At 72.4% G+C, this 24,486-nt stretch carries 20 protein-coding genes; 11 read left to right on the top strand and 9 right to left on the bottom strand.

The features are described from left to right. Window positions 1-3 precede the first annotated feature (3 nt). The 3 genes from OG599_RS26950 to OG599_RS26960 are packed head-to-tail and all read right to left on the bottom strand — an operon-like array spanning window position 4 to window position 3,745. Window positions 4-420 (bottom strand): DUF742 domain-containing protein, encoded by a 417-nt coding sequence (locus tag OG599_RS26950; RefSeq protein ID WP_442809561.1) that lies wholly within the window; start codon window positions 418-420, stop codon window positions 4-6. Then, window positions 417-854: a roadblock/LC7 domain-containing protein gene (locus tag OG599_RS26955; RefSeq protein WP_266710071.1), complete on the bottom strand. Its 438-nt coding sequence runs from the start codon at window positions 852-854 to the stop codon at window positions 417-419. Before OG599_RS26955 ends, OG599_RS26950 begins: the two co-directional genes overlap by 4 nt. Beyond that, entirely contained in the window at window positions 851-3,745 is a 2,895-nt protein-coding gene (locus OG599_RS26960) for a nitrate- and nitrite sensing domain-containing protein (RefSeq protein WP_327178551.1), read from the bottom strand. Before OG599_RS26960 ends, OG599_RS26955 begins: the two co-directional genes overlap by 4 nt. A gap of 322 nt (window positions 3,746-4,067) precedes the next feature. On the opposite strand from OG599_RS26960, the gene OG599_RS26965 reads away from it, so the two are divergent. From OG599_RS26965 to OG599_RS26995, 7 genes are all read left to right on the top strand, one after another. Beyond that, window positions 4,068-7,043: a Na+/H+ antiporter subunit A gene (locus OG599_RS26965; RefSeq protein WP_327178552.1), complete on the top strand. Its 2,976-nt coding sequence runs from the start codon at window positions 4,068-4,070 to the stop codon at window positions 7,041-7,043. Further along, on the top strand, window positions 7,040-7,741 hold the full coding sequence (locus tag OG599_RS26970) for a Na(+)/H(+) antiporter subunit C (protein ID WP_327178553.1): 702 nt from the start codon (window positions 7,040-7,042) through the stop codon (window positions 7,739-7,741). The genes OG599_RS26965 and OG599_RS26970 overlap by 4 nt, the downstream gene beginning before the upstream one ends. Further along, a complete protein-coding gene (locus tag OG599_RS26975) occupies window positions 7,738-9,393 on the top strand; it encodes a Na+/H+ antiporter subunit D (RefSeq protein ID WP_327178554.1) in 1,656 nt (551 codons plus the stop codon). Before OG599_RS26970 ends, OG599_RS26975 begins: the two co-directional genes overlap by 4 nt. Before the next feature lie 26 nt (window positions 9,394-9,419). Continuing rightward, entirely contained in the window at window positions 9,420-10,007 is a 588-nt protein-coding gene (locus tag OG599_RS26980; protein ID WP_327180205.1) for a Na+/H+ antiporter subunit E, read from the top strand. Then, the gene (locus OG599_RS26985; protein ID WP_327178555.1) at window positions 10,004-10,339 is read left to right on the top strand and encodes a monovalent cation/H+ antiporter complex subunit F; all 336 of its coding nucleotides are present in this window, start codon (window positions 10,004-10,006) and stop codon (window positions 10,337-10,339) included. Before OG599_RS26980 ends, OG599_RS26985 begins: the two co-directional genes overlap by 4 nt. Then, entirely contained in the window at window positions 10,336-10,689 is a 354-nt protein-coding gene (mnhG, locus tag OG599_RS26990) for a monovalent cation/H(+) antiporter subunit G (protein WP_327178556.1), read from the top strand. Before OG599_RS26985 ends, mnhG begins: the two co-directional genes overlap by 4 nt. 90 nt (window positions 10,690-10,779) lie before the next feature. Next, entirely contained in the window at window positions 10,780-11,526 is a 747-nt protein-coding gene (locus OG599_RS26995) for a CDP-alcohol phosphatidyltransferase family protein (protein ID WP_327178557.1), read from the top strand. On the opposite strand, the gene OG599_RS27000 is transcribed toward OG599_RS26995, so the two are convergent. After that, window positions 11,495-11,944, bottom strand: a complete 450-nt coding sequence (locus OG599_RS27000) for an adenylyltransferase/cytidyltransferase family protein (RefSeq protein WP_327178558.1) — start codon at window positions 11,942-11,944, stop codon at window positions 11,495-11,497. The two genes, OG599_RS26995 and OG599_RS27000, sit on opposite strands and share 32 nt — an antisense overlap. A 152-nt stretch (window positions 11,945-12,096) precedes the next feature. On the opposite strand from OG599_RS27000, the gene OG599_RS27005 reads away from it, so the two are divergent. From OG599_RS27005 to OG599_RS27015, 3 genes are read left to right on the top strand one after another with little or no spacing between them, the layout of a single operon-like run. Continuing rightward, window positions 12,097-13,359, top strand: coding sequence for a glycosyltransferase (locus OG599_RS27005; protein WP_327178559.1), 1,263 nt, complete (start codon window positions 12,097-12,099; stop codon window positions 13,357-13,359). Continuing rightward, on the top strand, window positions 13,356-15,047 hold the full coding sequence (locus OG599_RS27010) for a lipopolysaccharide biosynthesis protein (RefSeq protein WP_327178560.1): 1,692 nt from the start codon (window positions 13,356-13,358) through the stop codon (window positions 15,045-15,047). Before OG599_RS27005 ends, OG599_RS27010 begins: the two co-directional genes overlap by 4 nt. Further along, window positions 15,044-16,285: a hypothetical protein gene (locus OG599_RS27015; RefSeq protein WP_327178561.1), complete on the top strand. Its 1,242-nt coding sequence runs from the start codon at window positions 15,044-15,046 to the stop codon at window positions 16,283-16,285. Before OG599_RS27010 ends, OG599_RS27015 begins: the two co-directional genes overlap by 4 nt. On the opposite strand, the gene OG599_RS27020 is transcribed toward OG599_RS27015, so the two are convergent. Continuing rightward, window positions 16,254-17,783: a hypothetical protein gene (locus OG599_RS27020; protein ID WP_327178562.1), complete on the bottom strand. Its 1,530-nt coding sequence runs from the start codon at window positions 17,781-17,783 to the stop codon at window positions 16,254-16,256. The genes OG599_RS27015 and OG599_RS27020 overlap by 32 nt on opposite strands. Before the next feature lie 104 nt (window positions 17,784-17,887). Between OG599_RS27020 and OG599_RS27025 the strand changes: the two genes are divergently transcribed. Continuing rightward, the gene (locus tag OG599_RS27025; protein ID WP_327178563.1) at window positions 17,888-19,057 is read left to right on the top strand and encodes a glycosyltransferase; all 1,170 of its coding nucleotides are present in this window, start codon (window positions 17,888-17,890) and stop codon (window positions 19,055-19,057) included. Window positions 19,058-19,061: 4 nt separating this feature from the next. On the opposite strand, the gene OG599_RS27030 is transcribed toward OG599_RS27025, so the two are convergent. From OG599_RS27030 to OG599_RS27045, 4 genes are all read right to left on the bottom strand, one after another. Next, complete coding sequence (locus tag OG599_RS27030) at window positions 19,062-19,694, bottom strand: ATP-binding protein (RefSeq protein ID WP_327178564.1); 633 nt, start codon at window positions 19,692-19,694, stop codon at window positions 19,062-19,064. A 99-nt stretch (window positions 19,695-19,793) separates the two neighbouring features. Beyond that, a complete protein-coding gene (add, locus tag OG599_RS27035) occupies window positions 19,794-20,810 on the bottom strand; it encodes an adenosine deaminase (protein ID WP_327178565.1) in 1,017 nt (338 codons plus the stop codon). A 24-nt stretch (window positions 20,811-20,834) separates the two neighbouring features. Continuing rightward, window positions 20,835-22,607 (bottom strand): adenine deaminase C-terminal domain-containing protein, encoded by a 1,773-nt coding sequence (locus OG599_RS27040; RefSeq protein ID WP_327178566.1) that lies wholly within the window; start codon window positions 22,605-22,607, stop codon window positions 20,835-20,837. Window positions 22,608-22,759: 152 nt separating this feature from the next. Next, window positions 22,760-24,238 carry a purine-cytosine permease family protein gene (locus OG599_RS27045; protein WP_327178567.1) on the bottom strand — a complete coding sequence of 493 codons (1,479 nt, stop codon included), beginning with the start codon at window positions 24,236-24,238 and terminating at the stop codon, window positions 22,760-22,762. Window positions 24,239-24,486: the final 248 nt, after the last annotated feature.

A 24,486-nucleotide genomic window follows, 5' to 3' on the forward strand; every position in this document is an offset into this window, starting at 1 on the left:
TGCTCAGAGTCTCCGGAGTCCGTCACGTACGGCGGCCAGCAGGCCCATGTCGGCCCCGCCGGAGGCCCGTGCCACCGAGAGCGGGGCACGGGCCAGCAGCAGGCCCTGGGAGACCAGATCCGCCAGCAGGATCTTGGTCACCGAGATCGGCAGGTCGAGATCGGCGGACACCTCGGCGACCGCGGCGGGGTGCATGCAGCGGTCGAGGATCATGCGGTGTTCCGGCTGGAGCCGGACCGGCCGCAACGGCGCACCGTGCTCGTCCCGCAGCTCGCGCGCGGTCGTCAGCACGGTGATGAGGGTGAAGTCGTCCCGCTCGGGAGCGGTCCGGCCCCGGGTGATCGTGTACGGGCGCACCATGGTGCCCGCACCGTCGTCCTCATAGGCGTCGATCTCGTCGTCGTCCCAGTAGGGCGTCACACCCGCTGCCCGTCCCCGGTGCCGAAGGCGTCGAACTCGCCGCGCACCGGCGCGGTGAGCTTCTGGCCGACCTGCTGGACCAGGTTGTGCATGGCGAGCGACATCACCTCGGCGTCCACCTCCTGGGAGGCGACGACGGCGAGGTGGGTGCCCTGGCCGGCGGTGATGATGAAGAGCCACAGGTCGGCCAGCTCCACGATGACCTGGTGCACCGTGCCGCCCCGGAACAGCTGGCCCACGCCCCGGGCGAGGCTCTGCTGCCCGGTGCAGATCGCGGCGAGCCGCTCGGCGTCGGACCGGTCGATGGTCCGGGAGTGGCTCACGACCAGTCCGTCGTCGGACAGCAGCACGGCGTTGACGGTCTCAGCCACCGAGTCCACCAAGCCGTCGAGCAACCAGTCGAGATCCTGGAGCGTGGCCGTTGTGCGTGTCATGACCGTTCTTCTCTCGGGTTGAGGGGCGAAGGGGGAGGGGGAGTCTGCGCGGACGTCCCGTCGGCCGAACGCGCCTCGCGCGACCGCCGCTGGAACGCCCCGATCGCCGCACCGGCACGCCGGGGAGCGGGCCTGAGCAGGGGGTTCTCGTCCCAGCTCGGGGTCCTGGGCGCGGCGGCCGGACGGCCGGCCGCGGGGTCGACCCGCAACTCGTCTACCAGGCTGGCCTGACGGACCCGGCGGGGGAGCGGGGGCTCCGAACCGGGTGCCGGGGCGTCCCCGCCGGGCGGGAGCGCCGGATGGCCCAGGACCTCGGGCTGCCGGTCGCCGCCGTGCGCGTGGTTCCCGTAGGGCGAGGTGTCCGTGTCCGGGTAACCGCCCGGGTACGACGGCTGCTCCTGGTACGGCTCCTGGTACGACTCCGGGTAGGCGGGCCCGGGGTCGGGGAACTGCCCGGCCCGCGCGTCCTCGTCCCCGAAACCGTGCCCCGGCACCGGGTACTGCCCGGCCGCCGTCATGTACGGCTGCTCCTGGGCGGCGTACCCCTGGTCGCCGGACGCGTAGGGGGCCGAGGGCCCGTACGCCTGGTCGCCCGGACCGTAGGGAGGCTGGTCGCCGGAACCGTAGGAGCCCTCGGGGGTGCCGTACGACTCCTGCGCGGGGGCGTAGGAGGTCTCGGCGTACGACTCCTGGCCGTACGGCTCCTCGGGGGCGGAGTACGGGGGTTCCGGGACGCTGTACGTACCCGACTGGACCGGCCGGTCCGTGTCCGTGGCGGCGGCGGGGGGCCGGGCCTCGGACGCGACGGGGGGCGCGGACCGCTGGGAGCGGGCGGCGGCGTGGTCGACCAGGGCGGTGACTCCGGCCATCGCCCGGCCCTGGACGCGGGACGGCAGCGCACCGGTGGAGGCGGGGGCCTCCTCGCGTACGGGCTCCGGCGCGGGGGCCGGGGCCGCGGACACGGCGGCGACCGGGCGCCCGGTCGGATGGGCGACCGTGAGCTCGTCGGGGACGAGGACGACGACCCGGGTGCCGCCGAACGCCGACGAACGGAACTCCACCCGCAGGTCGTGCTGGTGGGCGAGGCGGGAGATCACGTGGAGGCCGAGCCGGATGTCCTCGGAGTGGGCGAGCACGTCCATCCGGGGCGGCCGGCTCATCAGCTCGTTGGCTTCCGCCAGTTGGTGCTCCTCCATGCCGAGTCCGCGGTCCTCGACCTCGATGGCCAGACCGCGGCTCACCTTGGCGGCGCGCACCTCCACCGGACTCGGCGGACGGGAGAACGTCAGCGCGTTCTCGATCAGTTCGGCCAGCACGTGCGAGACCGGGCCGACGGCCCGCTCGGAGAGCCAGGGCGTTCCGTCGAGGTCGAGCACCACCCGCTGGTAGTCCTGCACTTCGCCCTGGGCGGAGCGCATGACGTCCAGCAGCGGAACGGGCTTGCGCCAGCGCCGGTGCGGGGCGCCGCCGGCCAGGATGACCAGGTTCTCCTCGTACCGGCGCAGACGCGCGGTGAGGTGGTCCAGGTCGAAGAGGCCGTCGAGCACCTCGGGGTCCTCGTGCTTGCGCTCCAGCTCGTCCAGCTTCTTCAGCTGCTGGCCGATGAGCTGCTGGGTGCGGCGGGCGATGCGCTGGAGGAGGCGTTCGAACCCGCGGTGCTGGTCCGCCTGTTTGACGGCGGCGGCGAGCGCGCTGGTGCGGGCCAGGTTGAGCGCGTCGCCGAGCTGGGTGATCTCGTCGCCGGCCTTGCCCTTGCGGTCCGACTCGATGGCGCGGGCCTCGGCCTCGACATCGATCTTCTCGCCCTGGCCGAGCCGTTCGACGACGTCCGGCAGGGTGCGTTCCAGCTCCTCCGCGCGGTCCTGGAGACCCTTGATGCGGCGGCGCAGGTTACGCGTGAGGCGCCAGGTGGTCAGGACGACCGCGATCACGGCCAGCAGGCCGACCACCGTGGTGACGATCATCTTGACCAGCAGCGACACGATGGTGTTCTTGCCGATCGAGACCACCAGCGAGGTGCGGTGTTCGAGCAGACTCACCAGTTGGGGGGTGACCTCGTCCATCGTCGAACGCCAGGTCTTCTCCGAGGCAGTGATCCGGACGAACCCCTTGGAGTCGGCGTCGCGGGGCGCGAGGATCTGCGACTCCAGCTTCGTCTTCGTCTTCCACGCCTCGCCGTCGGCGATCTTGTTCCACATCGCCCGCTCGTCGGCGGGGAGGTTGGGGAGCACCTTGGTGGAGTACTGGAAGGACTGGCCGGTGATCTCCTCGCGCAGCTGCGCGAGGTCGGCGGTGCTGAGCTTGCCGTCGGGCCAGCCGCGGGCCAGCAGCGCGTCCGAGCGGGAGACCATCTCCTTGACCCAGAAGAGGTCGACCAGCGGCGCGGACGCCGTGGTCACCTCGCCGTTGTCCACCTGGCTGAGGGCGGCGAAGAGCTGGAGGTCGACCGCGATGAGGTCGGTGTAGTAGCCGTAGACGACCGCCTGCTGCTCGTCGTCGCCCTGGTCCACCAACGTCCGTTGCGCGGGAAGCTGGTTGATGGACTCACGGGCCTTGCCGACGGCCTCGCGCACCTTGGCGGGGGCGCTGTCGGCGGAGATGTCCGAGACGGACTGGAAGGTCTCGATCGCCTTGTCGGTGAGCTTGCGCTGCCGCTGGAGCGCCTCCTTCGAAGCATCGGGATCGGCCAGCGCCTCTGCGCTGAGCCGCCGTTCCTCCTGCAGGTTGTAGTACACGATGTTGGACGGCTGGCCGGCCTTCTGGGCCAACTGCCCCTGGGCTGCCTGCCGCTGGAAGTCGAGCAGGATCTGACCACTGGTGACCGCCCAGAGGGCCGCGAGGGCGATGCCGGGGACGATGGCCAGGATGAGCAGGGCTGTCCGCAGCGACATGGGGGTCGAGTCGGTGCGCCGAGACGCGCGCGTGCGCAGGGCATTCTCCTTGACGTGGTGACGGTCTCACGACCAGTCAATTCCGTTGAGAACTTCGACACATAGATACTAGGCACAGTGAAAAAATGAAGAGAAAGTGGGCTCACATGAACAACACCGGTCCCACGCATCCCTCACACGCGTAGGCGCCGCGCAGAGGCCGCCTGCGGGGACCGCCCGGGTGGACATGGGGCGCCGCCGCACCTCGTGCGGCGTGCCGGACGGGTGAACGCCTTCGGGGGATATATCCATACTCAGTGCCTCATTCTCCGGACACCCCGCTGTGATCGCGCTCGTCCTCTGCCACTTCGCCCTGGCGGCCTGCGCCGGTCCCCTGGTGCACCGGCTGGGCAGCCGTGCGTTCGCCGTGCTCGCGCTCCCCCCGGCCGCCACCACGGTCTGGGCCTTCACGATGTGGACGAACGCCGCAGACGGGCGGGCCGGCACCTGGTCCTGGGAGTGGATCCCCGCGTACGACGTCTCCGTCGACCTGCGCCTGGACGCCCTTGCCGAGCTGATGGTGCTGCTCGCCGCCGGGGTCGGCACCCTCGTGCTCCTCTACTGCGCCTCGTACTTCGCCGACGACACCCCCCAACTGGCCCGGTTCGGCGGGAACCTGCTGGCCTTCGCCGGCGCGATGCTCGCGCTCGTCCTCGCCGACGACCTGATCACGCTCTACGTGTTCTGGGAGCTGACCACCGTCTTCTCCTACCTGCTGATCGGGCACACCAGCGAGAAGAAGCAGAACCGCAGATCGGCGCTCCAGGCCCTCACCGTCACCACCCTCGGCGGACTCGCCATGCTGGTCGGGTTCCTGATCATCGGCCGGGCGGCGGGCACTTACCGGATCTCCGGGATCGTCGCCGACCCGCCCACCGCCTCCGTCGCCGTCCAGGTCGCCGTCGCGCTGGTCCTGGCGGGCGCGCTGTCCAAGTCCGCCATCTGGCCGTTCTCCCTCTGGCTGCCCAACGCCATGGCCGCCCCGTCCCCGGTCAGCGCCTACCTGCACGCCGCCGCGATGGTGAAGGCCGGCGTCTACCTGGTGGCCCGGCTCGCCCCCGCCTTCGCCGACGTACCGCTGTGGCGCCCGGTCGTCCTCGTGCTCGGCGCCGCCACCATGCTGCTCGGCGGCTGGCGCGCGCTGCGCCTGCACGACCTCAAACTCGTCCTCGCCTACGGCACGGTGAGCCAACTCGGCTTCCTCACCCTGCTGGCCGGGGACGGCAGCCGGGACGCCGCACTCGCCGCCGCCGCGATGATCCTGGCGCACGCCGTGTTCAAGGCCCCGCTCTTCCTCGTCATCGGGATCGTCGACCACGCGACCGGCACCCGCGACCTGCGCCGGCTCTCCGGCGTCGGCCGCTCCCTGCCGCTCGTCTGCGCCGTCGGCGTGCTCTCCGCCGCGTCCATGGCCGCGCTGCCCCCGATGCTCGGATTCGCCGCCAAGGAAGCCGCGTTCGAGGCACTCCTGCACGGGGACACCGCCGACCTCTGGACGCTCGCCGCCACCGTGGCGGGCTCCGCGCTCACCACCGCGTACGCCCTCCGGTTCGTCTGGGGCGCCTTCCTCCGCAAGCCGGGCACCGCCGACACCCCCGTCCACCGGGTCTCCGCCGCCTTCCTCGCCCCGCCCGCCGTGCTCGCCGTCGCCGGGCTGGTGCTCGGGCCCGGGGTCGGCTGGACGGACCACCTGTTCGCCGCGTACGCCGACGCGTTCCCGGCCACCGCGTACCCCTACCACCTCGCGCTCTGGCACGGCTTCACCACCGCGCTGCTGCTCTCCGCCGTCGCCTGGGTGGGCGGCGCCCTGCTCTTCGCCGCCCGCGCCCCCGTCCGTACGTTCTCCCGGCGCATCGCCTGGCCCACCGCCGACAGCGTCTTCGGCCACCTGCTGCTCGGCCTGGAACGCCTCGCCCTCCAGATCACCGGCCTGGTGCAACGAGGTTCGCTCTCCGTCTACCTCGCCACCACCCTGCTCGTCCTGATCGCCGGACAGCTCGCGGTCCTCGTCACCGACCGCCCCTGGGACGACGCGGCCGCCCCCCGGCTCTGGGACTCCCCGCTCCAGGGCGCCCTGGCGGTCCTCACCAGCGCCGCGGCCCTGCTCTGCCTCACCGTGAGCCGCCGCATGAAGGCCGTGGTGCTGGCCGGTCTCACCGGCTACGGCACCGCGCTGCTCTTCGTCGTCCAGGGCGCCCCGGACCTGGCGCTGACCCAGTTCTGCGTGGAGACCGTCTCGATGATCGTGTTCGTGCTGGTGCTGCGCCGGATGCCGGTGCACTTCCAGGAGACCGTCAGCTCCTGGCGGCGGGCCGTACGCATCCCCGTCGCCCTCGCGGCGGCCGCCACGTTCGGGGTCGCCGTCTGGGTCTCCGCCGCCGCGCGCACCGCCGAACCGGCCGGCGCGGCGATGGTGGCGGAGGCCGCGAGCCACGGCCTCAAAGACGTCGTCGCCACCATCCTGGTCGACCTGCGGGCCTGGGACACCATGGGCGAGTCGGCGGTGCTCGCCGCCGCCGCGGTGGGCGTCACCAGCCTGATCTACCTGCACCGCAGGAGCGAGCAGCCACCACCCGCCTCCGGCGAGGAGCCCTCCGGCCGCTCCCCGTCCGCCGCCCCCGCACCGGCCGGCCTCCCCTCGCTCACCGCCACCCCGGCACCCGGCACCGCCTGGTCGCTCTCCCGCGGCCGCGAGGCACTCACCGGACTCCCGCAGGGCGACGAGGGCGCCCCCGAACGCGACTGGCTCGCCGCGACCTCCACCCTCGCCCCCGAACACCGCTCACTCGTCTTCGAGGTGGTGGCCCGGCTGCTCTTCCACCCCGTCCTGGTGCTCTCCGTCTACCTCCTCTTCTGCGCGGAGAACATGCCGGGCGGCGGGTTCGTCGCCGGACTGGTCGGCTCCGTCGCCCTCATCACCCGCTACCTCGCGGGCGGCCGGTTCGAGCTCGCGGAGGCGGCACCGCTGCCCCCCGGACTCGTCACGGGCATGGGCCTGTTCCTCTCCACCGGCGTCGCCCTGCTCGGACTCTTCGACGGCACCGTGCTGCACGCCTGGACCTACCACGGCCACCTCCCGGTCCTCGGCGACTACCACCTCGGCACCTCGGTGCTCTTCGACTGCGGGGTCTACCTGCTGGTCCTCGGCGTCGTCCTCGACATCGTCCGCGCCCTCGGTGCGAAGATCGACCGGCAGATCGAACGAGCCGCCGCCCTGCGGCACCAGGGCCCCGCCGAGGCGGGGGGCGGCGCCCGGTGACCGTCAGCGCCTCCCTGCTCGCCACCGCCGTCGTGCTCTGCGCGGTCGGCGGCATCCTCATGCTCACCAGGCCGCTGACCCGCATCCTGCTGGGCGCGGTGATCATCGGCAACGGCATCAACCTCCTCGTGCTCTCCGGCACCGGCTCGGCCGGCGCGGCGCCCCTGCTCTACGGCGTACCGCTGCGCGAGGTCACCGACCCGCTGCCGCAGGCCATCGCGCTCACCGCGATCGTCATCACCCTCGCCACCACCGCGTTCCTGCTCGCCATGGCCTACCGCAGCCACCAGCTGACCGGCACCGACGAGGTCCACGACGACCTGGAGGACCGGCGCATCGCGCTCCGCGCCGAGGTACGCGGCGAACGCGCCCAGCTCATCGAGGAGTACCGGACCGGGGACGCCCCCACCAGCGAGGAACGCGCCCGCTACCTGGAGGAACGCCGCCGCCTGCGCCACCGGCTGCGCGCCGACCGCGCCCTCCAGGCCCGGGGGAGGGACGCGACCGGAGACCTCTGGCACGACGTGCTCGGCGCCGACCCGGAGGACTACGCGGAAGCCGCCGGTGCGGAAGCCGCCGGTAGGGAAGCCGCCGGCACGGAAGAACCCCCCTCGGGCGACCCCTCGCGCGGCCCCCGCCCGGGAGACGACCCGCACCGCCCCCGCCCGGGAGACGACCACCGAGGAGACGCCGGATGAACGCCCTCGTCCCGCTGCCGGTGCTGCTGCCGCTCTGCGCCACCGGACTCAGCCTCGCCTTCGGCACCCGCCTCAAGCGCTTCCAGCGCTTCATCAGCGTCGCCGTGCTCACGCTCGTCCTCGGGCTCTCCGCGGGACTCATGGCCGCCACCCAGTCCGAAGGGCCGCTCTCCGTCCACCTCGGGGACTTCGCCCCGCCGCTCGGCATCACCCTGGTCGCCGACCGGCTCTCCGCCCTGATGCTGACCGTCTCCTCGGCCGTCACCCTCTGCGTGCTCGTCTACTCCCTCGGGCAGGGCATGGCCGACCGGGACGAGGAGACACCCGTCGCCGTCTTCCACCCCGCCTACCTCATCCTGGTCGCCGGGGTCTCCTGCACCTTCCTCGCCGGAGACCTCGTCAACCTCTACGTCGGCTTCGAGATCATGCTCGTCGCGAGCTTCGTGCTGCTCACCCTCGGCGGCACCGGGCCGCGCGTGCGCGCCGGATCCACCTACGTGATCATCTCGCTCTTCTCCTCGATGCTCTTCCTCACCGCCATCGCCATGACCTACGCGGCGACCGGCACCGCCAACTTCGCCCAGCTCGCCCAACGGCTGCCCGAACTCCCGCTCGGCGTGCAGACGTTGATCCAGGCGATGCTGCTGACGGTCTTCGCCGTCAAGGCCGCCGTCTTCCCGCTCGGCGCCTGGCTCCCCGACTCGTACCCCACGGCGCCCGCGCCCGTCACCGCCGTCTTCGCCGGGCTGCTCACCAAGGTCGGCGTCTACAGCATGCTGCGCACCGAGACGCTGCTCTTCCCCGGCAACCGGGTCGGCGACCTGCTGATGGCCCTCGCCCTCGCCTCGATGATCGTCGGCATCCTGGGCGCCGTCGCCCAGACCGACCTCAAGCGGCTGTTCTCCTTCACCCTGATCAGCCACATCGGCTACATGATCTTCGGTATCGGCCTCGCCACCCGCCAGTCCTACGGCGGCGCGATCGTCTACGTCACCCACCACATCACCGTGCAGACCACGCTCTTCCTCGTCGCCGGGCTGATGGAACGCCGGGGCGGCACCACCGAACTCACCCGGACCGGCGGCCTCGCCCGGGCCGCCCCGCTGCTCGCCGTGCTCTACCTCGTCCCCGCCCTCAACATGGCGGGCATCCCGCCCTTCTCCGGATTCATCGGCAAGCTCGGCCTGATGCGCGCCGGTGTGGCCGACGGCAGCGTCTGGGCCTGGCTCCTGGTGGCCGGCTCCACGGCGACCAGCCTGCTCACGCTGTACGTGATGGCCAAGGTCTGGAACCTGGCGTTCTGGCGCGACGCCCCGCCCGGACAGGCCCTCGACGGCACCGTCCTGGAGGCCGACTCCGACGAGGACGACGACGACACGGACATGGGACCGGACCGCATGCCCGGCACGGGCGACGAGCCGGTGAGCCGGCTGCCCGGACCGGCCGGACGCGCGTTCGCCGCCACCCTGCACGGGCGCGCCATCACCACCACGACCCGGCTGCCCCGCACCATGGTCGCGGCCACCGCCGCCGGAGTCGCGATCAGCCTCTCCTTCACCGTCTTCGCCGGACCGCTGACCACCTACACCGACCGGGCCGCCGCCGAACTCCTGCGGCGCACCCCCTACATCGAGGAGGTGCTCGGCCGGTGAGCCGCCGATTCCCGCACGGGCCCGGGATGCCACCGCTCAGCCTCACCCTGGGCAGGAGCGGGCGCCGCGTGCTCGACCTGCCGCTCATCGGCTGGCTCACCCTGATCTGGGTGATGCTCTGGTCCACCCTGACCTGGGCCAACGTCCTCATCGGGGTGATCGTCGCGGTGGCCGTCTGCCTGGCCTTCCCGCTGCCCCGGGTCGACCTCGGGCTGCGGCTGCACCCCTGGGGCATCCTGGTGCTCGCCGGCTACCTGCTCTACGACATGGTCACCTCCGGGGTGAGGGTGGCCGGGCAGATCCTCGCCGGCAGGCCGCACCGGGCCGCCGTCATCGCGGTGCCGCTGCGCTGCCGGAGCGACCTGATGCTCGCCGCCACCGCCGTCGCCGTCTCCAACGTGCCCGGCGGCGCCATCGTCGAGGTGCGCCGCTCCACCGCCACCGTCTTCCTGCACGTGCTCGACGCCGACCGGCCCGCCGAACTCGACGCCGCCCGGCGCTCGGTGTGGCGGATGGAAGCCCTGGCCGTACGGGCCTTCGGGACCCGGGACGAGATCGCCCGGGTCGCGGAGCCGCCGCCGTCCCACCCGCAGACCGGGAGCACCCCCGCATGACCACGACCGAGAGCACCGACCGCTGGCTGCTGTACGTGGCGGTGGCGATGATCGTCGTCGCCGGCCTGCTGCTGCTCGCCCGCATCTGGCGCGGCCCCTCGATGCTCGACCGCGCGCTCTCGCTCGACGTGTGCGCGGCCCTGATCATCGCCGGGCTCGGGGCCCGCGCGGCGCTGGTCCGCGACACCTTCTACTTCCCGATCATGCTCGTGCTGGCGTTCCTCGGCTTCACCGGGTCCGTCGGCATCGCCCGCTTCATCGCGGTACGCGACCGGCCGCGCCCGCGCCGCCGGCCGGACCGTCCCACCGGCACGAAGGAGATGGGACCGTGACCATCTGGCTCACCGTCGTCGACACCGCCGGCGCCGTCGCCATCCTGCTCGGCGCGGCGACCTGCCTGCTCGGTACCTTCGGCATGCTCCGGCTGCCCGACGTGCTCTCCCGCAGCCACGCGGCGACCAAGCCGCAGACCCTCGGCATCCTGCTGGTGCTCGTCGGGGTGGCGATGCGGCTGCGCGGTGGGATGGACCTCGCGACCCTCGCCCTGATCCTCTTCTTCCAGATGATGACCGGTCCGGTGGCCGCGCATCTGGTCGCCCGGTCCGCGTACCGGACCGGCCAGATCGACCACGACGACCTGCTCTTCGACGACCTGGACACCCAACTCACCGAGGAACGCTGACCCTTGAGTCGTCCGCACCTCTTCGGCGCGGTATGCCCGGAAACAGAAGCGTGTCATGATGCGGGTCAACTGCCGGACGCTGGGGGGCGTATGGGAAGCACGGGTACGGTGCTGCGCGAGTTGCGCGGGGCACAGAAGACCGCCAAGGGTGTCTCGCTCTACTCGCGGTATGTGAACAGGCCCGCCGGACGGGTGCTCGCGGCGGCGGCCTTCCGGGTGGGGCTCACACCCAACCAGGTCACCCTGGTGAGCGCCGTGTTCACCTTCGCCTCCCTCGCGGCCCTCGCGCTGGCGGCGCCCTCCTGGGCGCTCGGGGGGCTCGTCTGGGCCGGGCTGGTGGTGGGCTTCGCCTTCGACTCCGCCGACGGCCAGCTCGCCCGGCTCACCGGGCGCGGCGGCCCGGACGGGGAGTGGCTCGACCACGTGGTGGACTGCGCCAAGATGATCCTGGTCCACACGGCCGTACTGATCTCCCTCTACCGCTCCGACGTCTACAGCGTCGGTGAACGGCGCAGTGATACATGGCTGTTGCTGCCGTTGGGCTTCCTCTTCGTCGCCGTCCTCACCTTCTGCGCCGGACTCCTGCGCGAGCAGCTGGGCAAGGCCGCGCAGCGCGGGGGCGCCGGGGCCGCCGCCCCCGCCGGGCCGGTCTCCCCGGTCCGCGCCGTCGCACTGCTCCCCGCCGACTACGGGGTCTTCTGCCTGGTCTTCCTGCTGCTCGGCGAGCCCGCGGCCTTCCTGGCGGGGTACGCGGTGCTCGCCGTCGTGCACGCGCTGTTCCTGGTGGCGTTCCTGGCCAAGTGGTTCAGGGAGCTGAGAGCGCTCCGGGCCGCGTGACGAGCACGTCCAGCGCCTTGCGCAGTTGGGTGCTGGACGTGTGCACGGTGTACGGGAAGTAGACGACCTCCACGCCGACTTCGGCGAAGTCGCGTTCGAGCTTCTTCCCCTTCTCCGTACCCCGCCAGTCGTCGCCCTTGAAGATCACGTCGAAGCGGACCTGCTGCCAGGTGTCGATCTTCTCCGGCACGGTCTCCACGAAAGCGGCGTCCACATGGCGGATGCTGCGGACGATCTCCAGCCGCTCCGGCAGCGGGATCACCGGCCGGTGGCCCTTGGCGAGCTCGGCCATCTCGTCGGAGACGACCCCGGCGACCAGGTAGTCGCACTGACTGCGGGCATGACGAAGGATGTTGAGGTGACCCACGTGGAACAGGTCGTACACGCCCGGCGCGTAACCCACCCTGTGCTGCACCATCCGTTCTCTCCCCCCACGGTGAACGTCATGTGCTGATGTTTCCAACGACCTTACTGTGAAGAACACTTGTGCAACCCGTGAACGGATAAGCTCGACGCGGGGCTGTTCCCTCGGGGAACAGGGGGCCGTTCCGGGGGGAAGGCGATCGTCCGATGTCCGCTGCCGCACCACGCACGCCGCTGCACGACCGCAGAATCCTGGTGGTCTCGACCAACTACGCGCCGGAGCTGACCGGCATCGGCCCGTACGCCACCCAGCTCGCCGAACACTGGGCGGCCACGGCCGCGCGCGCCGACGTGCTCACCGGGATGCCGCACTACCCGTCCTGGCGGACCGACGCGGAGTACCGGGGTGTCTGGCGCACCACGGAGAGGCGCGAGGGGGTCCACGTCCACCGCCGGCGCCACTACGTACCGTCCCGGCAGACCGCGCTGCGCCGGGGCCTCTTCGAACTGACCGTCCTCGGCCACGGACTGCTCGCCCCGCCGCCCGGCCGCCCGGACGCCGTCGTCGCCCAGATGCCGAGCCTCGCGGGCGGCGTCGTCGGCGCCCGGATCGCCCGCCGCCACGGCGTCCCGTACATCCCCGTCGTCCAGGACCTGATGGGCGCCGCCGCCGCCCAGAGCGGCATCCGGGGCGGCGGCAGGGCGGCGTCCGCCGCGGCGGCGGCCGAGCGGTACGCGCTGCGCGACGCGGCGCTGGTCGGCGTCATCCACGAGAGCTTCGTACCCGGCGTGAGGGCGCTCGGCGTCGACCCCGCCCGCATCCGTACCGTCCCCAACTGGACACATGTCCAAGGCCCCACGGCCGACCGGGCGGCCACCCGCGCCCGCCTCGGCTGGCACCCGGACTCCCCGGTGCTGCTCCACTCGGGAAACATGGGGCTCAAACAGGGACTCGACGTGCTCGTCGACCTCGCCCGGCTGGCACCCGACGTCCGGGTCGTCCTGATGGGCGACGGCAACCAGCGCGAGGCACTGCGCGCACGGGCGGCCCAGCTGGCCAACCTCGACTTCCTGCCGCCCGCCGCGGCCGAGGACTTCACCGACGTCCTCGCCGCCGCCGACGTCCTCGCCGTCACCCAGCGCGCCTCCGTCCTCGACATGTCCGTCCCCTCCAAGCTCACCTCCTACTTCGTCTCCGGGCGGCCCGTCGTCGCCTCGGTGGCCGACGGCGGCGGCACCGCCGAGGAGGTCCGCCGCTCCGGCGCCGGCGTGCTGGTGCGGCCCGAGGACCCTGCCGCCCTGCTCGCCGCCGTACGCGAGCTGGCCGCCGACCACGCGGAGGCCGGCCGGCTCGGCGCACGCGGAGCCACCTACGTCGCACAGCACCTGAGCCGCGAGGCGGGGCTCGCCCGTTTCGACGCCCTGCTCGCCGAGGCACTCGGGAACGCACAAGGGAGCACACGCCGATGACCCATCCGATCCGACCCCTGGACGACCAGGACGAGCCGGCGCTCCTGCGCGACCAGTTCCGCCAACTCCTGCGCTACCGGAGCCTGCTCGCCACCGGGGTGCTCCTCGGGCTCCTCGGCGGCGGCTACCTCGCCGTCGCGGGCGACGAGACCTGGTCGGCCACCGGCGAGGTGCTGGTCCGCTCCGCGACCGCCGACCCCTTCGCCACCGGAGCCTCCGCCGACAAGGGCATCAACATCGGCTCCGAACGCCAGACCGCCGTCAGCGACACCGTCGGCACCCTCGCCTCGCGCACCCTGGCCGCCAAGGGCGACAAGGTCTCCTCCCGCGACCTGCTCGCCGGGCTCCAGGTCACCAACCCGCCGAACACCCTCACCCTCCGGTTCGCCTACACCGGTGCCACCCCGCAGCAGGCGCGGGACCGCGCCGAGGCCCTCGCCACCGCCTACCTCGCCAACCGGAAGCAGCTCACCGAGGACAGCATCGAGAACATGGCGAACGGCTACCGCGCCCAGCTCAAACCGCTGGAGGAGAAGCGCGACCAGCTGGAGGAGCAGATCGGCTCCTCCACCGCCGACGACATCACCAGCGCCCGCGCGAGCCTCATCGTCTCCATCTCCGAACTCAGCCAGAAAATATCCGAGTTGAAGGCGCTGGACGCAACCCCCGGCTACCTCAACAAGAAGCCGGTGACGCCCACCGCACCCACCGGCGCGGGTCTGCCTCTCCTCCTCGGCCTCGGCGGAGTCGTCGGCCTCGCCCTCGGACTGCTGCTCTCCTGGGTGCGCCTGGTCTTCGACCCGACCGTACGCTCCACCCACGAGCTGGTCCGCTCGCTCGGCGCCCCCCTGCTCGGCACCCTCCCCAGGGAGCGCGCCGCCGGCACGGCCCTGCTCGCCATCGGACGCGGCGGCAGCAGACTCGCCGAGGAGTACCGCGCGGTGGCCTTCCGGCTCGCCTACGACCCCGCCTTCGCCGACAACCGCCGGCTGCTGGTCACCGCCCCGCGCGGGGACAACTCGGCCGCCACCGCGGCGGCGGCCAACGTCGCCGCGGCCTTCGCCGAGATGGGCCGCGACGTCCTCCTCGTCGAGGCGGACCTGCGGACCCCCTCCCTCGCCCGCGACCTGGGCCCGGCGGTCAGCGAACCCCGGCCCCGGTGGGCCTCGGACGACAAGCGCGGCTGGCCGGCCGGCAGCCGTACCAACGTCGACGTGCCCGGCTCCGGCGCCTTCGCCCTGGTGGCGGGCGCCCAGGTGGACAACGTCCCCCGCGCCCTCACCTCGGCCCCGGTCGGACGGATCGTCGCCGAGGCGGACGCGCCCGGAGCCGTCGTCATCGTGCTGGCCCCGCCCGTCCTCTCGTACGCCGACGCCGTCGCCCTCGTGGACCGGGTGGGCGGCGTCATGATCGTCTGCGACCCGCGCGAGGTGCACCGCAGCGACCTGGAACGCATCCGCGAGGTCGTCGGCGCGGCCGGCGGCCACCTGCTCGGGGTGCTCCTGCACCCCGGACGCACCCGGCGGGCCCGCAAGGAGCACAGGAAGCACCAGAAGTCCGCCGGACGGCGGGGCGGCGGTGGCGGACAGGGGCCCGAACCCGAGGAGGCCGAACGGCCGGAGATCACCGGCGACCCGGCGGAGACGATGGGGCTGCGCACCTTCACCGTGCCGCCCGCCCGCCGGTGAGGGCCCGCGGCGCGGTCGTCAGCTCCGTCGCGGACCAAGGGGTCGCCGCCCTCACCAACATCCTGGTGCTCATCGCGGCGGCCCGGCTCTCCACCGTGGCCGGCTTCGCCCGGTTCTCCGCGGTCTACCTCGTCTTCACCGTGCTGCTCGGCGTCTTCGGCGCCTACACCGGCCAGCCGCTCGTCCTCACCCGGGGCGGCGACGCGGCCCGGAACGCCTGCCGCTCCGCCGTCGCCTTCGCCCTGCTCGCGGCGGCCGTGCTCGGCGCCCTCCTCGCGGGCGGCGCCCTCCTCGTCCCGGGGGACACCGCCCGCGCCCTGCTGGCGCTCGGACTCGTCCTGCCGGTCGTCCTCGGCCAGGACGCCATGCGGTACGCCTTCTCCACCCTGCGGCTGCCGCACCTCGCCCTCGCCGCCGACCTGCTCCGCCTCGGCTGCGTCCTGGGCGCGCTCGGAGTGCAGAGCCACGGAGCCGGGGCCGCCCGCCTGGTCGCCGTCTGGGGGCTCTCCGCCCTTCCCGCGCTGCTGCTCTCCGCCGCCCTGCTGCGGAGCCGTACCGCCGGGGCCCGCACCGAACTCCGCCCGTACCTGCGCCGCGGTCACCTGGGGCAGCGGTTCGTCGTGGAGTTCGGGGTCGGAAACGCCACCAGCCAGCTCTCCGTGCTCGGCCTCGGCACGGTCGGCAGCCCGCTCGTGGTGGGCGCCCTGCGCGGCGCGACCACCCTCTTCGGGCCGCTCAACGTGCTGTTCACCTCCGCCACCAGCTTCGGCCCGCCGCTGCTGGCCCGGGTCGGCGACGAGCGGCGCCGCATACGGGCCACCGCCGCGCTCGCCGGGGTACTCGCCGCGACCGCCGCGCTCTGGGCCACCGCCCTCGCCCTCCTCCCGGACAAGGTCGGCGGCCAACTCCTGGGAGACACCTGGCAGTCCGCCGCCGCGCTGCTGCCCGCGACCGGCAGCCAGTACGCGGCGATGGCCTTCGGCACCTGCGGACTCCTCGCCCTGCGGATGCTCGACCCGCGCACCACGCTCTCCATCCAGGTGGTGTTCTCGCTCGCCGCCGTCGTCTTCCTGATCGCCGGTTACGCCCTCGCCGGGGTCACCGGCGCCGCCTGGGGGCTCTGCCTGGGCTCCGTCTGCAAGGCCGTCGCCACCTGGACCCGGGTGGCCAGGCTGCGGCGCGCCGACGGGGCCGGTACGGGGTCCGTCAGCGCGAGCGCTGTTCGCTCCGTTCCGTGAACGTGGTGACGAACGCCAGACAGAGCGCCGCGATGGCGAGCTTCCCCACCGACTGGAGGAGCGGGCCGCGCAGCAGGATGAAGGTGTAACCCGCCACCAGCGGCGCCGCGATCGCCAGCACGCTCCCCGGGCCCGGCCCGGCCCGGGTGACCGCGAGCGCGTACCGGCGGTCGGTGCGCGCGGCGACGTACCCGATCAGCGCCAGGCCCCCGACCATTCCGGCCGGACCGAAGTCCACCCAGAACTCGGTCCACAGCGGGGCCGAGAGGTTGGTCATGTTCATCCCCATCCACTGCCCCACCCGGACCCCGGTGTCCTCCGGCTTCCCGCTCCACACCGCGCGCGGCACGAAGAAGAGCGCGGAGCCCGCGAGTTGGCGACCGTACGTGTGGCCCCGGGTGTCCACCCAGGCGATGGTGTTGGCGAACATGACCGTCTGGTCGTAGTCCTTCGTCGCCAGCGGCTCGAAGGCCGAGGCCGACTGCACCGGCCGGTACCCCGAGTCGTCGTACCGGAACCGGTCCGCGTACGGGAAGAGCACCAGCGCCCCCACCACGCCCAGGGCCAGCACCGTGCGGTAGACCGCCGCGCTGCTCGGGAACGCCGTGAAGAGCAGCGAGACGAGGACCGTCAGGAACCAGTAACGCGCGTTGGAGATCGGGTTGTTGACGACCAGGTTGAGCGCGAGAAGCGCGGTCCACGCGAGCACCGTAGACGGCGAGCGGCGGGCCCGGCGCGAGGTCACCAGGCGGCGCGTCCAGAAGAGCAGGGCCAGCAGCGCGGGCACCGTGCCGAAGCCCTTCAGGAACGCCGAGCCGACGTTCGACTCGGTCGAGGCGACCCCGCTCTGGGCCACCGACGCGCTGATCTCCTGCCGGCTGCTGAAGAAGATCGCGGGCCCGCCCAGCTTCACCACGTAGTACCCGCTCGCCGCGAACGCCACCAACAGCAGCAGCCGCAGCCGGGTACGGCTCGCGATCGCCGGCCGGCCGCGCCGCGACCGCGAGGAGGGTGACCGGCGCCGGAGCGGGCGACGCGAGGCCAGCAGCGCGCCCAGGTCGAACGCCGAGCACCCGACGAGGATCATCGCGGTGGCCGTCACCAGATCCGCGCGGGGCCCCACCAGGGGAGTCGGCGTCTGCCCGATCACCGCCTGCGCCAGCGGCGCGACACCCATCGCGATGTACACGAACATCCAGAACACGCCCTGGAGCAGACGCCGCCGGGTGGAGAGGATCATCGTCGCCAGCCGGGCGCCCGCGTAGCACGTCAGGACCAGTTGCAGCCAGAACACGGTGTCCCGGCTGCCCGTCCCCGGCTGCGCCGCGACCACCGCGGGCAGGAAGACGACCAGGCCCAGGATCAGCGGCACCGCCAGCGCCCGCGACAGCATCGCCCACGCGAGCGGCCTCGTCACGGGCTCCAGGGTCCGCCGGACCGTGGCCGCACGGGATGCATGGGCCTTCGCGGCCGGAGCCGTGTCGTACACGGACGTCATGCGCCCCCCGTTCCGTGGACCTGCGAACACCTTAACGAATCAACCCACTTGAGGGGGTGCGATGACTACTCTGTGAAAACCGGCCGAGGTTGAGGGGAACCCTGGTGAAAATCCTGCACGTCGTCACGCTGCACACCCCGGACCACGCGTTCGGCGGGCCCACCCGAGTGGCGCTCAATCTCTCCAAGGTCCAGCGGGCGGCCGGTGACGACGCCCGTGTCATGGCCCTGGGCGACGGCTTCGGACCCGGCGAACTACCCAGGGAAGTAGAGGGAGTTCCGGCCCTCCTCCACCGCGCCCGGCACGTGCTGCCGATGTTCGAGGTCAGCGGGATCACCTCCCTCGCCCTGCTGCGCGCCGCCCGCCGCGCCATGCGCGACGCGGACCTCGTCCACGTACATCTCATGCGCGACCTGGTGACCCTGCCCGTCGCCCTCCTCGCGCTCGCGACCCGTACCCCGCTGGTCGTGCAGACCCACGGCATGATCGACCCCACCGAGAAGCCGGTGGCGAAACTGACCGACCTGCTCGGCGTACGGAAGGTGCTCCGCGAGGCCGACGCCGTCCTGCACCTCACCGAGACGGAACGCCTCGACGTCAACGCGGTGGCCGCGCCGGTCGCCCTCACCCGCACGGTCCGGCTGGTGAACGGGGTACGCCCCCAGGAGCGCAAACCGGCCCGCGAGCCAGGCCGGCCGCCCACGATCCTCTTCCTCGCCCGCGTCCAGGAACGCAAGCGCCCCGAGGACTTCGTCGCGGCGATGCCCGCCGTTCTCGCCCAACACCCCGACGCGCGGTTCGTGTTGGCGGGCCCTGACACCGGGGCCCTGGCGGGCACCCTGGCGCTGGCGGAGAGGCTCGGCGTCACCGGCTCCCTCGACCACGTGGGCCCGCTCGGCCACGAGGAGGTCCTGGCGGCGGGACGCGAGGCCGACGTCTACGTGCTCCCGTCGATCGAGGAGCCCCTCGGGGTCTCGGTCCTGGAGGCGATGTCGGTCGGCACCCCGGTCGTCATCACCCGCACCTGCGGTCTGGGCCCGGACGTGGCCAAGGCCGGGGCGGGCCGGGTGATCGACAGCCGGGTCGGCGAGGACGCGGCCAACGCCGCCAAGGTCGCCGAGGCCGTCCTCGAACTCCTGGAGCCGGAGGCCGCCGCCGAGGCCGGCAAGGCCGCCTGGGGCCTGGTCAACGCCGACTTCACCATCGACGTGGTCACCGCCACCCTGCGCCGGACCTACGAGGACGTGGTCGGGCGCAGGCGACGGCGGGGGTGAACCGTCAGCCGGTCCGGAGGTCGCGCACCTCGACGGTGAGCCGGGGCCAGGGGCGCTCGAACGCTTCGGGGGAGAGGGAGGCGGTGCGCAGCTCCGCGCAGGGGCGGAAGCGGACGGTGGTGCCCGTGGAGCCTGTTGAGCCGGTGGTGCCACGGTCGGTGACCGCTGTCAGGTCCGTCACCGGGACCCCACGTTCGTAGCGCTGCGTCCAGGCGCCGTCCGCCCGCCGGTTGGTGTGGACGAGCCACTCGCTGAGCGCCGCCACGACCGACATACCGCGTCGCGGGTGCCCGTCGGGGAGCGTCTGCGCGCCGGGACGGTCGAAGAACCGGAGGTCCTTCGTGGCCATGACCGGCTTCTTCACCGGGCGGCCCCGCGCGTCGAGCCGGGTGTCCGTCCCCCGCCCGTCGTCCGCGACGGAGACCGAGCCGTCCGGGTGGAGGGTGACCGTGCAGCGCCCGCTTCCCCGGTCCTCCGCCTCGTCCGCCGCGTAGGCGATCACCTCCAGGATCAGATGGCCCGAGCCGCCGGGCGCGAACACGGCCGGATCGCTCCGGACCTCCGCGAGATGGGCGTGGTCCACGGTGCCGGCCCAGTCGTGGGTGGTGTTGCGCCAGGGGACGGGGGTCGTTTCCATGGAGGGATTCTCCCCTCCGGGCGGACCCGGGTACCACGGGCTGGGCGAACATGGGTGAGGGGTCCCGAAGCCGGGACCCCTCACCCGTGTTCCTGTCGATCAGCCCTGGTACGCGTCCAGTTCGGCGAGGAAGCTCTCCCGGACCGAGGGCGCCGCCCACGAGATCCCGATGGCGTTCCGCTGGAGGAGGACCAGCTCCTCGTCCGAGAGGGCGGCGGGGCCGCGCAGCGCCGCGAGGTTCTCGGAGACGTAACCCGGGAAGTACGCCGGGTCGTCGGAGTTGACCGTGACCTTGACGCCCTGGTCGAGGAGCGCGCGGATCTCGGCGGCCTTCAGGCCGTCCGTGACATGGGAGTTGGAGATCGGGCAGACGGTGAGGCCGATGCCGCGCTCGACGATGCGGGCCACCAGCGCCGGGTCCTCCAGGGCGTTGACGCCGTGGTCGATGCGGTCGACCCCGATCTCGTCGAGCACCTGGCGGATGTGCTCCGTGGAGTTCTGCTGGTCGACGTCGCAGTGCATCGTCAGCCGGAAGCCCTCGGCGCGTGCCCGGGCGAAGACCTCGCGGAACTTCACCGGCGGGTTGCCGGCCTCGTCGGAGTCCAGGCCGACGCCGATGATCCACTCCTTGTACGGCAGGGCCTGGACGAGCGTCGCCATGGCGAACTCGGCCTGGAAGTCCCGCAGGAAGCACATCACCAGACGGCCCCGGAAGCCCGTCGCCCGCTCGGCGTCGTCCAGTGCGCGGGTCAGGCCCCGGATGACGGTGTCGAAGGCGACACCGCGCGCGGTGTGGGCCTGCGGGTCGAAGAAGATCTCCGCGTAACGGACGTTCTGCGCGTGCGCCTTGGCCGCGTAGGCGGCGGCGAGGTCGTAGAAGTCCGCCTCGGTACGGAGCACGGACATGCCCTCGTAGTAGACGGCGAGGAAGCCGGGCAGGTCGTCGAAGTCGTACGCCTCGCGGAGCGCGGCCTCGTCGGCGTACGGCAGCTCGACGCCGTTGCGGCGGGCGAGCGCGAACTTCAGTCCGGGCTCCAGGGTGCCCTCGATGTGCAGGTGCAGTTCGCACTTGGGCAGACCCGCGACGAAGGGGTCCACGGTGACGGTCTCGGTCATGGCGATCTCCTCGGTGGGGACGGGTCAGTTGGCGGCGGGAAGCAGGATGTCGACGACGTCCTGGGTGTGGTAGCTGACGACACCCAGGTCGGTGACGGCGTACTCGGGGATCGCGGTGATCTCCAGGAAGATCAAGTAGCCGAACGCCGAGGGGAGTTCGCAGCCGAGCGCGCGGGACGCCGCCTCCAGGCGGTCCTCAGCGTCGGCCATCTCCTCCGGGGTGAGATCGGCGACGATCCCGGCCACCGGCAGCGGCAGGAACTCCTTGATCACACCGCCGTCCACGACGACCTGGCCGCCGCCGTGCTCGGAGAGGTGGTTCACCGCCAGGGCCATGTCGGCCCGGTCCGCGCCGACGCAGACGATGTTGTTGTCGTCGGGGGCGGCCGAGGAGGCGATGGCGCCCGACCGCAGCCCGAACCCGTTGATCATCGCGGTGACGGTGGCGCCGTCGTTCTTGCCGTACCGCTCGGAGACCGTGACGTACAGCGCGTCCTGCGCGAGGTCGGCGCGGACCGTGCCGTCGACCACCGGCAGCGTCATCTCGACGCCCTTGCGGACGAACGGGACGGTGCGGTCCATCTCCACGACCAGCACCCGGGCCTCGTCGCCCTCGGCGGCGATGCCGACGCCCTCCGGCGCGAGCGGGGCCACCCGGAAGGCGGGGGAGAGCGCCGGGGTGCGTACGGGCGGCTGCGGGGCGCGCAGGGTGCGGCCGTTCTCCGCGACCAGCTCACCGCGCGCGAACACCCGCTCCACCTGGAAGGACTCGGGGGAGTCGACGATCAGGACGTCCGCGAAGCGGCCGGGCGTGATCGAGCCGACGAGGTGGTCGATGCGGTACATCTCGGCGCAGTTCAGCGTGGCCATCTGGATCGCCTCGACCGGGCGGACACCGGCCTTGATCGCCATCCGGACCAGCTTGTCGAGGTGGCCCTCGCGGATGATGTCGGCGACGTGCATGTCGTCGGTGCAGAACCCGACGTGCCGGGACTGGGCGCCGAACTCGGTGACGGTGCGCACGTTCTCGTTCATGAAGTGCGCGACCGAGGACTCGCGGATGAGCAGCGACATGCCGGCCCGCAGCTTCTGGAGGGCCTCCTCGGCGGTGTAGCTCTCGTGGTCGAGGCGGACGCCCGCCGCCGACAGCGCGTTGATGGTGGTCTGCGCGGCCATCGGGGCGCAGCCGAAGATCGGCAGCCGGTTGCGGTGGGCGAGTTCGAGGGCGCGCAGCACCTTCTCGTCACGGTTGAGGACGAACTCCGCGACTGTCTCCCACACGCCGAAGCACTCGGCCCAGCCCTGCGTCTCCTCGTGCTCCTCGGGCCCGAAGGAGAACCCGACCGTGGTCTCGGGCAGGGTGTACGGGGTCTTGAACGGCGCGCCCCAGAAGATCTTCATCGGGCTCGCGTCGGCCTCCCGCAGTGCCTCGCGCACCCCTTCGAGACCGGCGACGACGAGGAACTGGTCGAGACCGGAGATCACCGAGGTGGTGCCGAAGCGGACAGCCGCGTCCGCGAACATCGTCACCGAGAGCTTGGAGCACTCCAGGTGGAGGTGGCCGTCGATGAGCCCCGGGGTGAGGTACTTGCCGGTGGCGTCGACGATCTCCGTGTCGGGCCCCTCGTACGCGCTGACGTCGCCGGTGGCGGCCACGCGCTCGCCGGTGATCGCGACGTCGGCCGGGTAGATCTCGCCGGTGTGGACGTTGACGAGCTGCCCGCCCTTGATGATCCGGTCGGCCTTGACGACCCCTTCGGAGGCGTCGATGAGGCTGCGGAGGCTGGGGTGGTTCATGGGTTCGCTCCAGGGCGCGTACGAGGGGTGGGGGAGGGGGCACGTGCAGGGGGGTGCATGTGCGAGGGATGAGGGCTTCAGGCGCCCGAGGCCCGAGAGTCCAGGCTTCAGGCGTCCGGGCTTCAGGCGTCCGAGGCCCGGGCGTCCGGGCTTCAGGCGTCCAGGACGAGCTCGGCCTCGGCGCGTACGGTGCGGCGGGCGAGCAGCCAGTAGACGGCGCCCGCGACGAGGGCGCCGGCGAAGACCGACAGGTCCAGGCCGCCGGCCGCGTCGGAGAGCGGGCCGACGAACACCGTGGAGTCGACCCAGAGCACCGCCGCCCCGAAGCCGAGGAGCACCGCGATCAGGCCGGCCGGGCGGACCCCGCCCTTGTGCCAGTAGACGCCCTTGCTCCCGGTCTCCCGGGGGAAGAGCGAGGGCACGTGGTAGCGGCCGCGGCGCAGCGCCCAGTCGGTGAGGTAGACGGCGGCCCACGGGCCGAGCCAGAGCACGATCAGGCTGAGGAAGTTGGACAGCAGGGTGTAGAAGTCCGAGGAGAACACGGCCCACAGGGTGATCGCGGTGCACAGGGTCAGGTCGATGAAGACGACCATCCACCGCTTCACCGGGAGGCCGACGGCCAGCAGGTTCAGGCCGGAGGAGTACATGTCGGTGGTGTTCACCGCGAGCAGCGACACGATCGCGAGCAGCAGGTACGGAGTGACGAACCAGCCGGGCAGGACCTCCGGGAGCCCCGAGATCGGGTCGGCGGCGTTGGTGGTCGCGGTGGCCACGGCGGCGCCGAGGATCTGCAGCGCGATGTTGGGCACCATGCCGCCCAGCGCGGCGCAGGAGAACACCTTGCGAGGCGCGGCGTCGGCCGGGAGGTAGCGCGAGTAGTCGCTGCCCATGTCCGCCCAGGACAGCCCGCCCGAGGCGGTGACCATGGCCAGGACCAGGGAGATCGTCACCACCGAGGGGGCGGCGCCGTGCGTGGCGAAGTCCGCCTTCGGGAAGACGAGGAACGCCATGACGACGAACATCGCGGCGAAGATCCAGGCGAAGTACTTCTGCACCTTCATGATCAGGTGGTAGCCCGAGAGCGGCAGGAGCATCTGGAGCCCGGCCGCGACCGCGATGGTCACCAGCTTCAGCGGGGTGCCCGTGGAGACGCCCGCCTGGTCGAGGAGCGCGAGCCCGGCGAGCACGATGAGGACCATGCCGCCCGCCTCGAAGCCGACCAGCATCACCCAGCTCAGCAGCGCGGGCAGCCGTCCGCCGTTCGGCCCGAAGGAGGCCCGGGAGACGGAGTGCGTGGAGGTACCGGTGCGCGGGCCCTGGAGGCTGGTCAGGCCGGTGACGGTGAAGCCCAGGATGTTGCCGACCACGATCAGCGCGACGGCGTACCAGAACGACAGGCCGAAGGAGACGACCAGCGCCCCGTAGACGACGGTGAAGACGGTGGTGTTCGTACCGGCCCACAGCCCGAAGAGGCGGCCGGGGCCGCCCTGGCGTTCGGCGGCGGGGACGGCGTCGATGCCCCGCTGCTCGACCGTGAAGACGGACGTCTGGGACGACGGGGGTGTCCGGTCGGCAGCGTGGTCGGCGTGGTCGGTGGATCCGGGCGGGGCGGTGGCGGTGGCCTCGGCCATGGTCGGCAGACGTCCTTTGCGGACTTGCGTCCCGGCCTGGAGGGACGGGACGAGGGATGTACGGGGAGCCCGGCGCGAGCCGGGTGACCGCACGACGGTGTGCGGGGATGGTGCTACGGGGGAGGGGGTGGAGCGGTACGGCGAGGGCCGCGCGGCGCGGCTCGGGCGGGGGACCCGGCGCACCGCACGGGTTGCCAAAACGTTTTGGCAACACTCCGCAAGGGAGTGCGTAAACGTTTTGGCAATGG

It is taken from the genome of Streptomyces sp. NBC_01335, assembly GCF_035953295.1.
GTDB lineage: Bacteria > Actinomycetota > Actinomycetes > Streptomycetales > Streptomycetaceae > Streptomyces.

Excerpts from the sequence above, each read along its gene's own strand:
- add (WP_327178565.1), bottom strand. The coding sequence starts at position 20,810 with ATGACCGAGACCGTCACCGTGGACCCCTTCGTCGCGGGTCTGCCCAAG.
- OG599_RS26955 (WP_266710071.1), bottom strand. The coding sequence starts at position 854 with ATGACACGCACAACGGCCACGCTCCAGGATCTCGACTGGTTGCTCGAC.
- OG599_RS26995 (WP_327178557.1), top strand. The coding sequence starts at position 10,780 with ATGGGAAGCACGGGTACGGTGCTGCGCGAGTTGCGCGGGGCACAGAAG.
- OG599_RS27045 (WP_327178567.1), bottom strand. The coding sequence starts at position 24,238 with ATGGCCGAGGCCACCGCCACCGCCCCGCCCGGATCCACCGACCACGCC.
- OG599_RS27040 (WP_327178566.1), bottom strand. The coding sequence starts at position 22,607 with ATGAACCACCCCAGCCTCCGCAGCCTCATCGACGCCTCCGAAGGGGTC.
- OG599_RS26960 (WP_327178551.1), bottom strand. The coding sequence starts at position 3,745 with ATGTCGCTGCGGACAGCCCTGCTCATCCTGGCCATCGTCCCCGGCATC.
- OG599_RS27005 (WP_327178559.1), top strand. The coding sequence starts at position 12,097 with ATGTCCGCTGCCGCACCACGCACGCCGCTGCACGACCGCAGAATCCTG.
- OG599_RS27020 (WP_327178562.1), bottom strand. The coding sequence starts at position 17,783 with ATGACGTCCGTGTACGACACGGCTCCGGCCGCGAAGGCCCATGCATCC.
- OG599_RS27000 (WP_327178558.1), bottom strand. The coding sequence starts at position 11,944 with ATGGTGCAGCACAGGGTGGGTTACGCGCCGGGCGTGTACGACCTGTTC.
- OG599_RS27010 (WP_327178560.1), top strand. The coding sequence starts at position 13,356 with ATGACCCATCCGATCCGACCCCTGGACGACCAGGACGAGCCGGCGCTC.
- OG599_RS27030 (WP_327178564.1), bottom strand. The coding sequence starts at position 19,694 with ATGGAAACGACCCCCGTCCCCTGGCGCAACACCACCCACGACTGGGCC.
- OG599_RS26985 (WP_327178555.1), top strand. The coding sequence starts at position 10,004 with ATGACCACGACCGAGAGCACCGACCGCTGGCTGCTGTACGTGGCGGTG.
- OG599_RS26975 (WP_327178554.1), top strand. The coding sequence starts at position 7,738 with ATGAACGCCCTCGTCCCGCTGCCGGTGCTGCTGCCGCTCTGCGCCACC.
- OG599_RS26980 (WP_327180205.1), top strand. The coding sequence starts at position 9,420 with ATGCCACCGCTCAGCCTCACCCTGGGCAGGAGCGGGCGCCGCGTGCTC.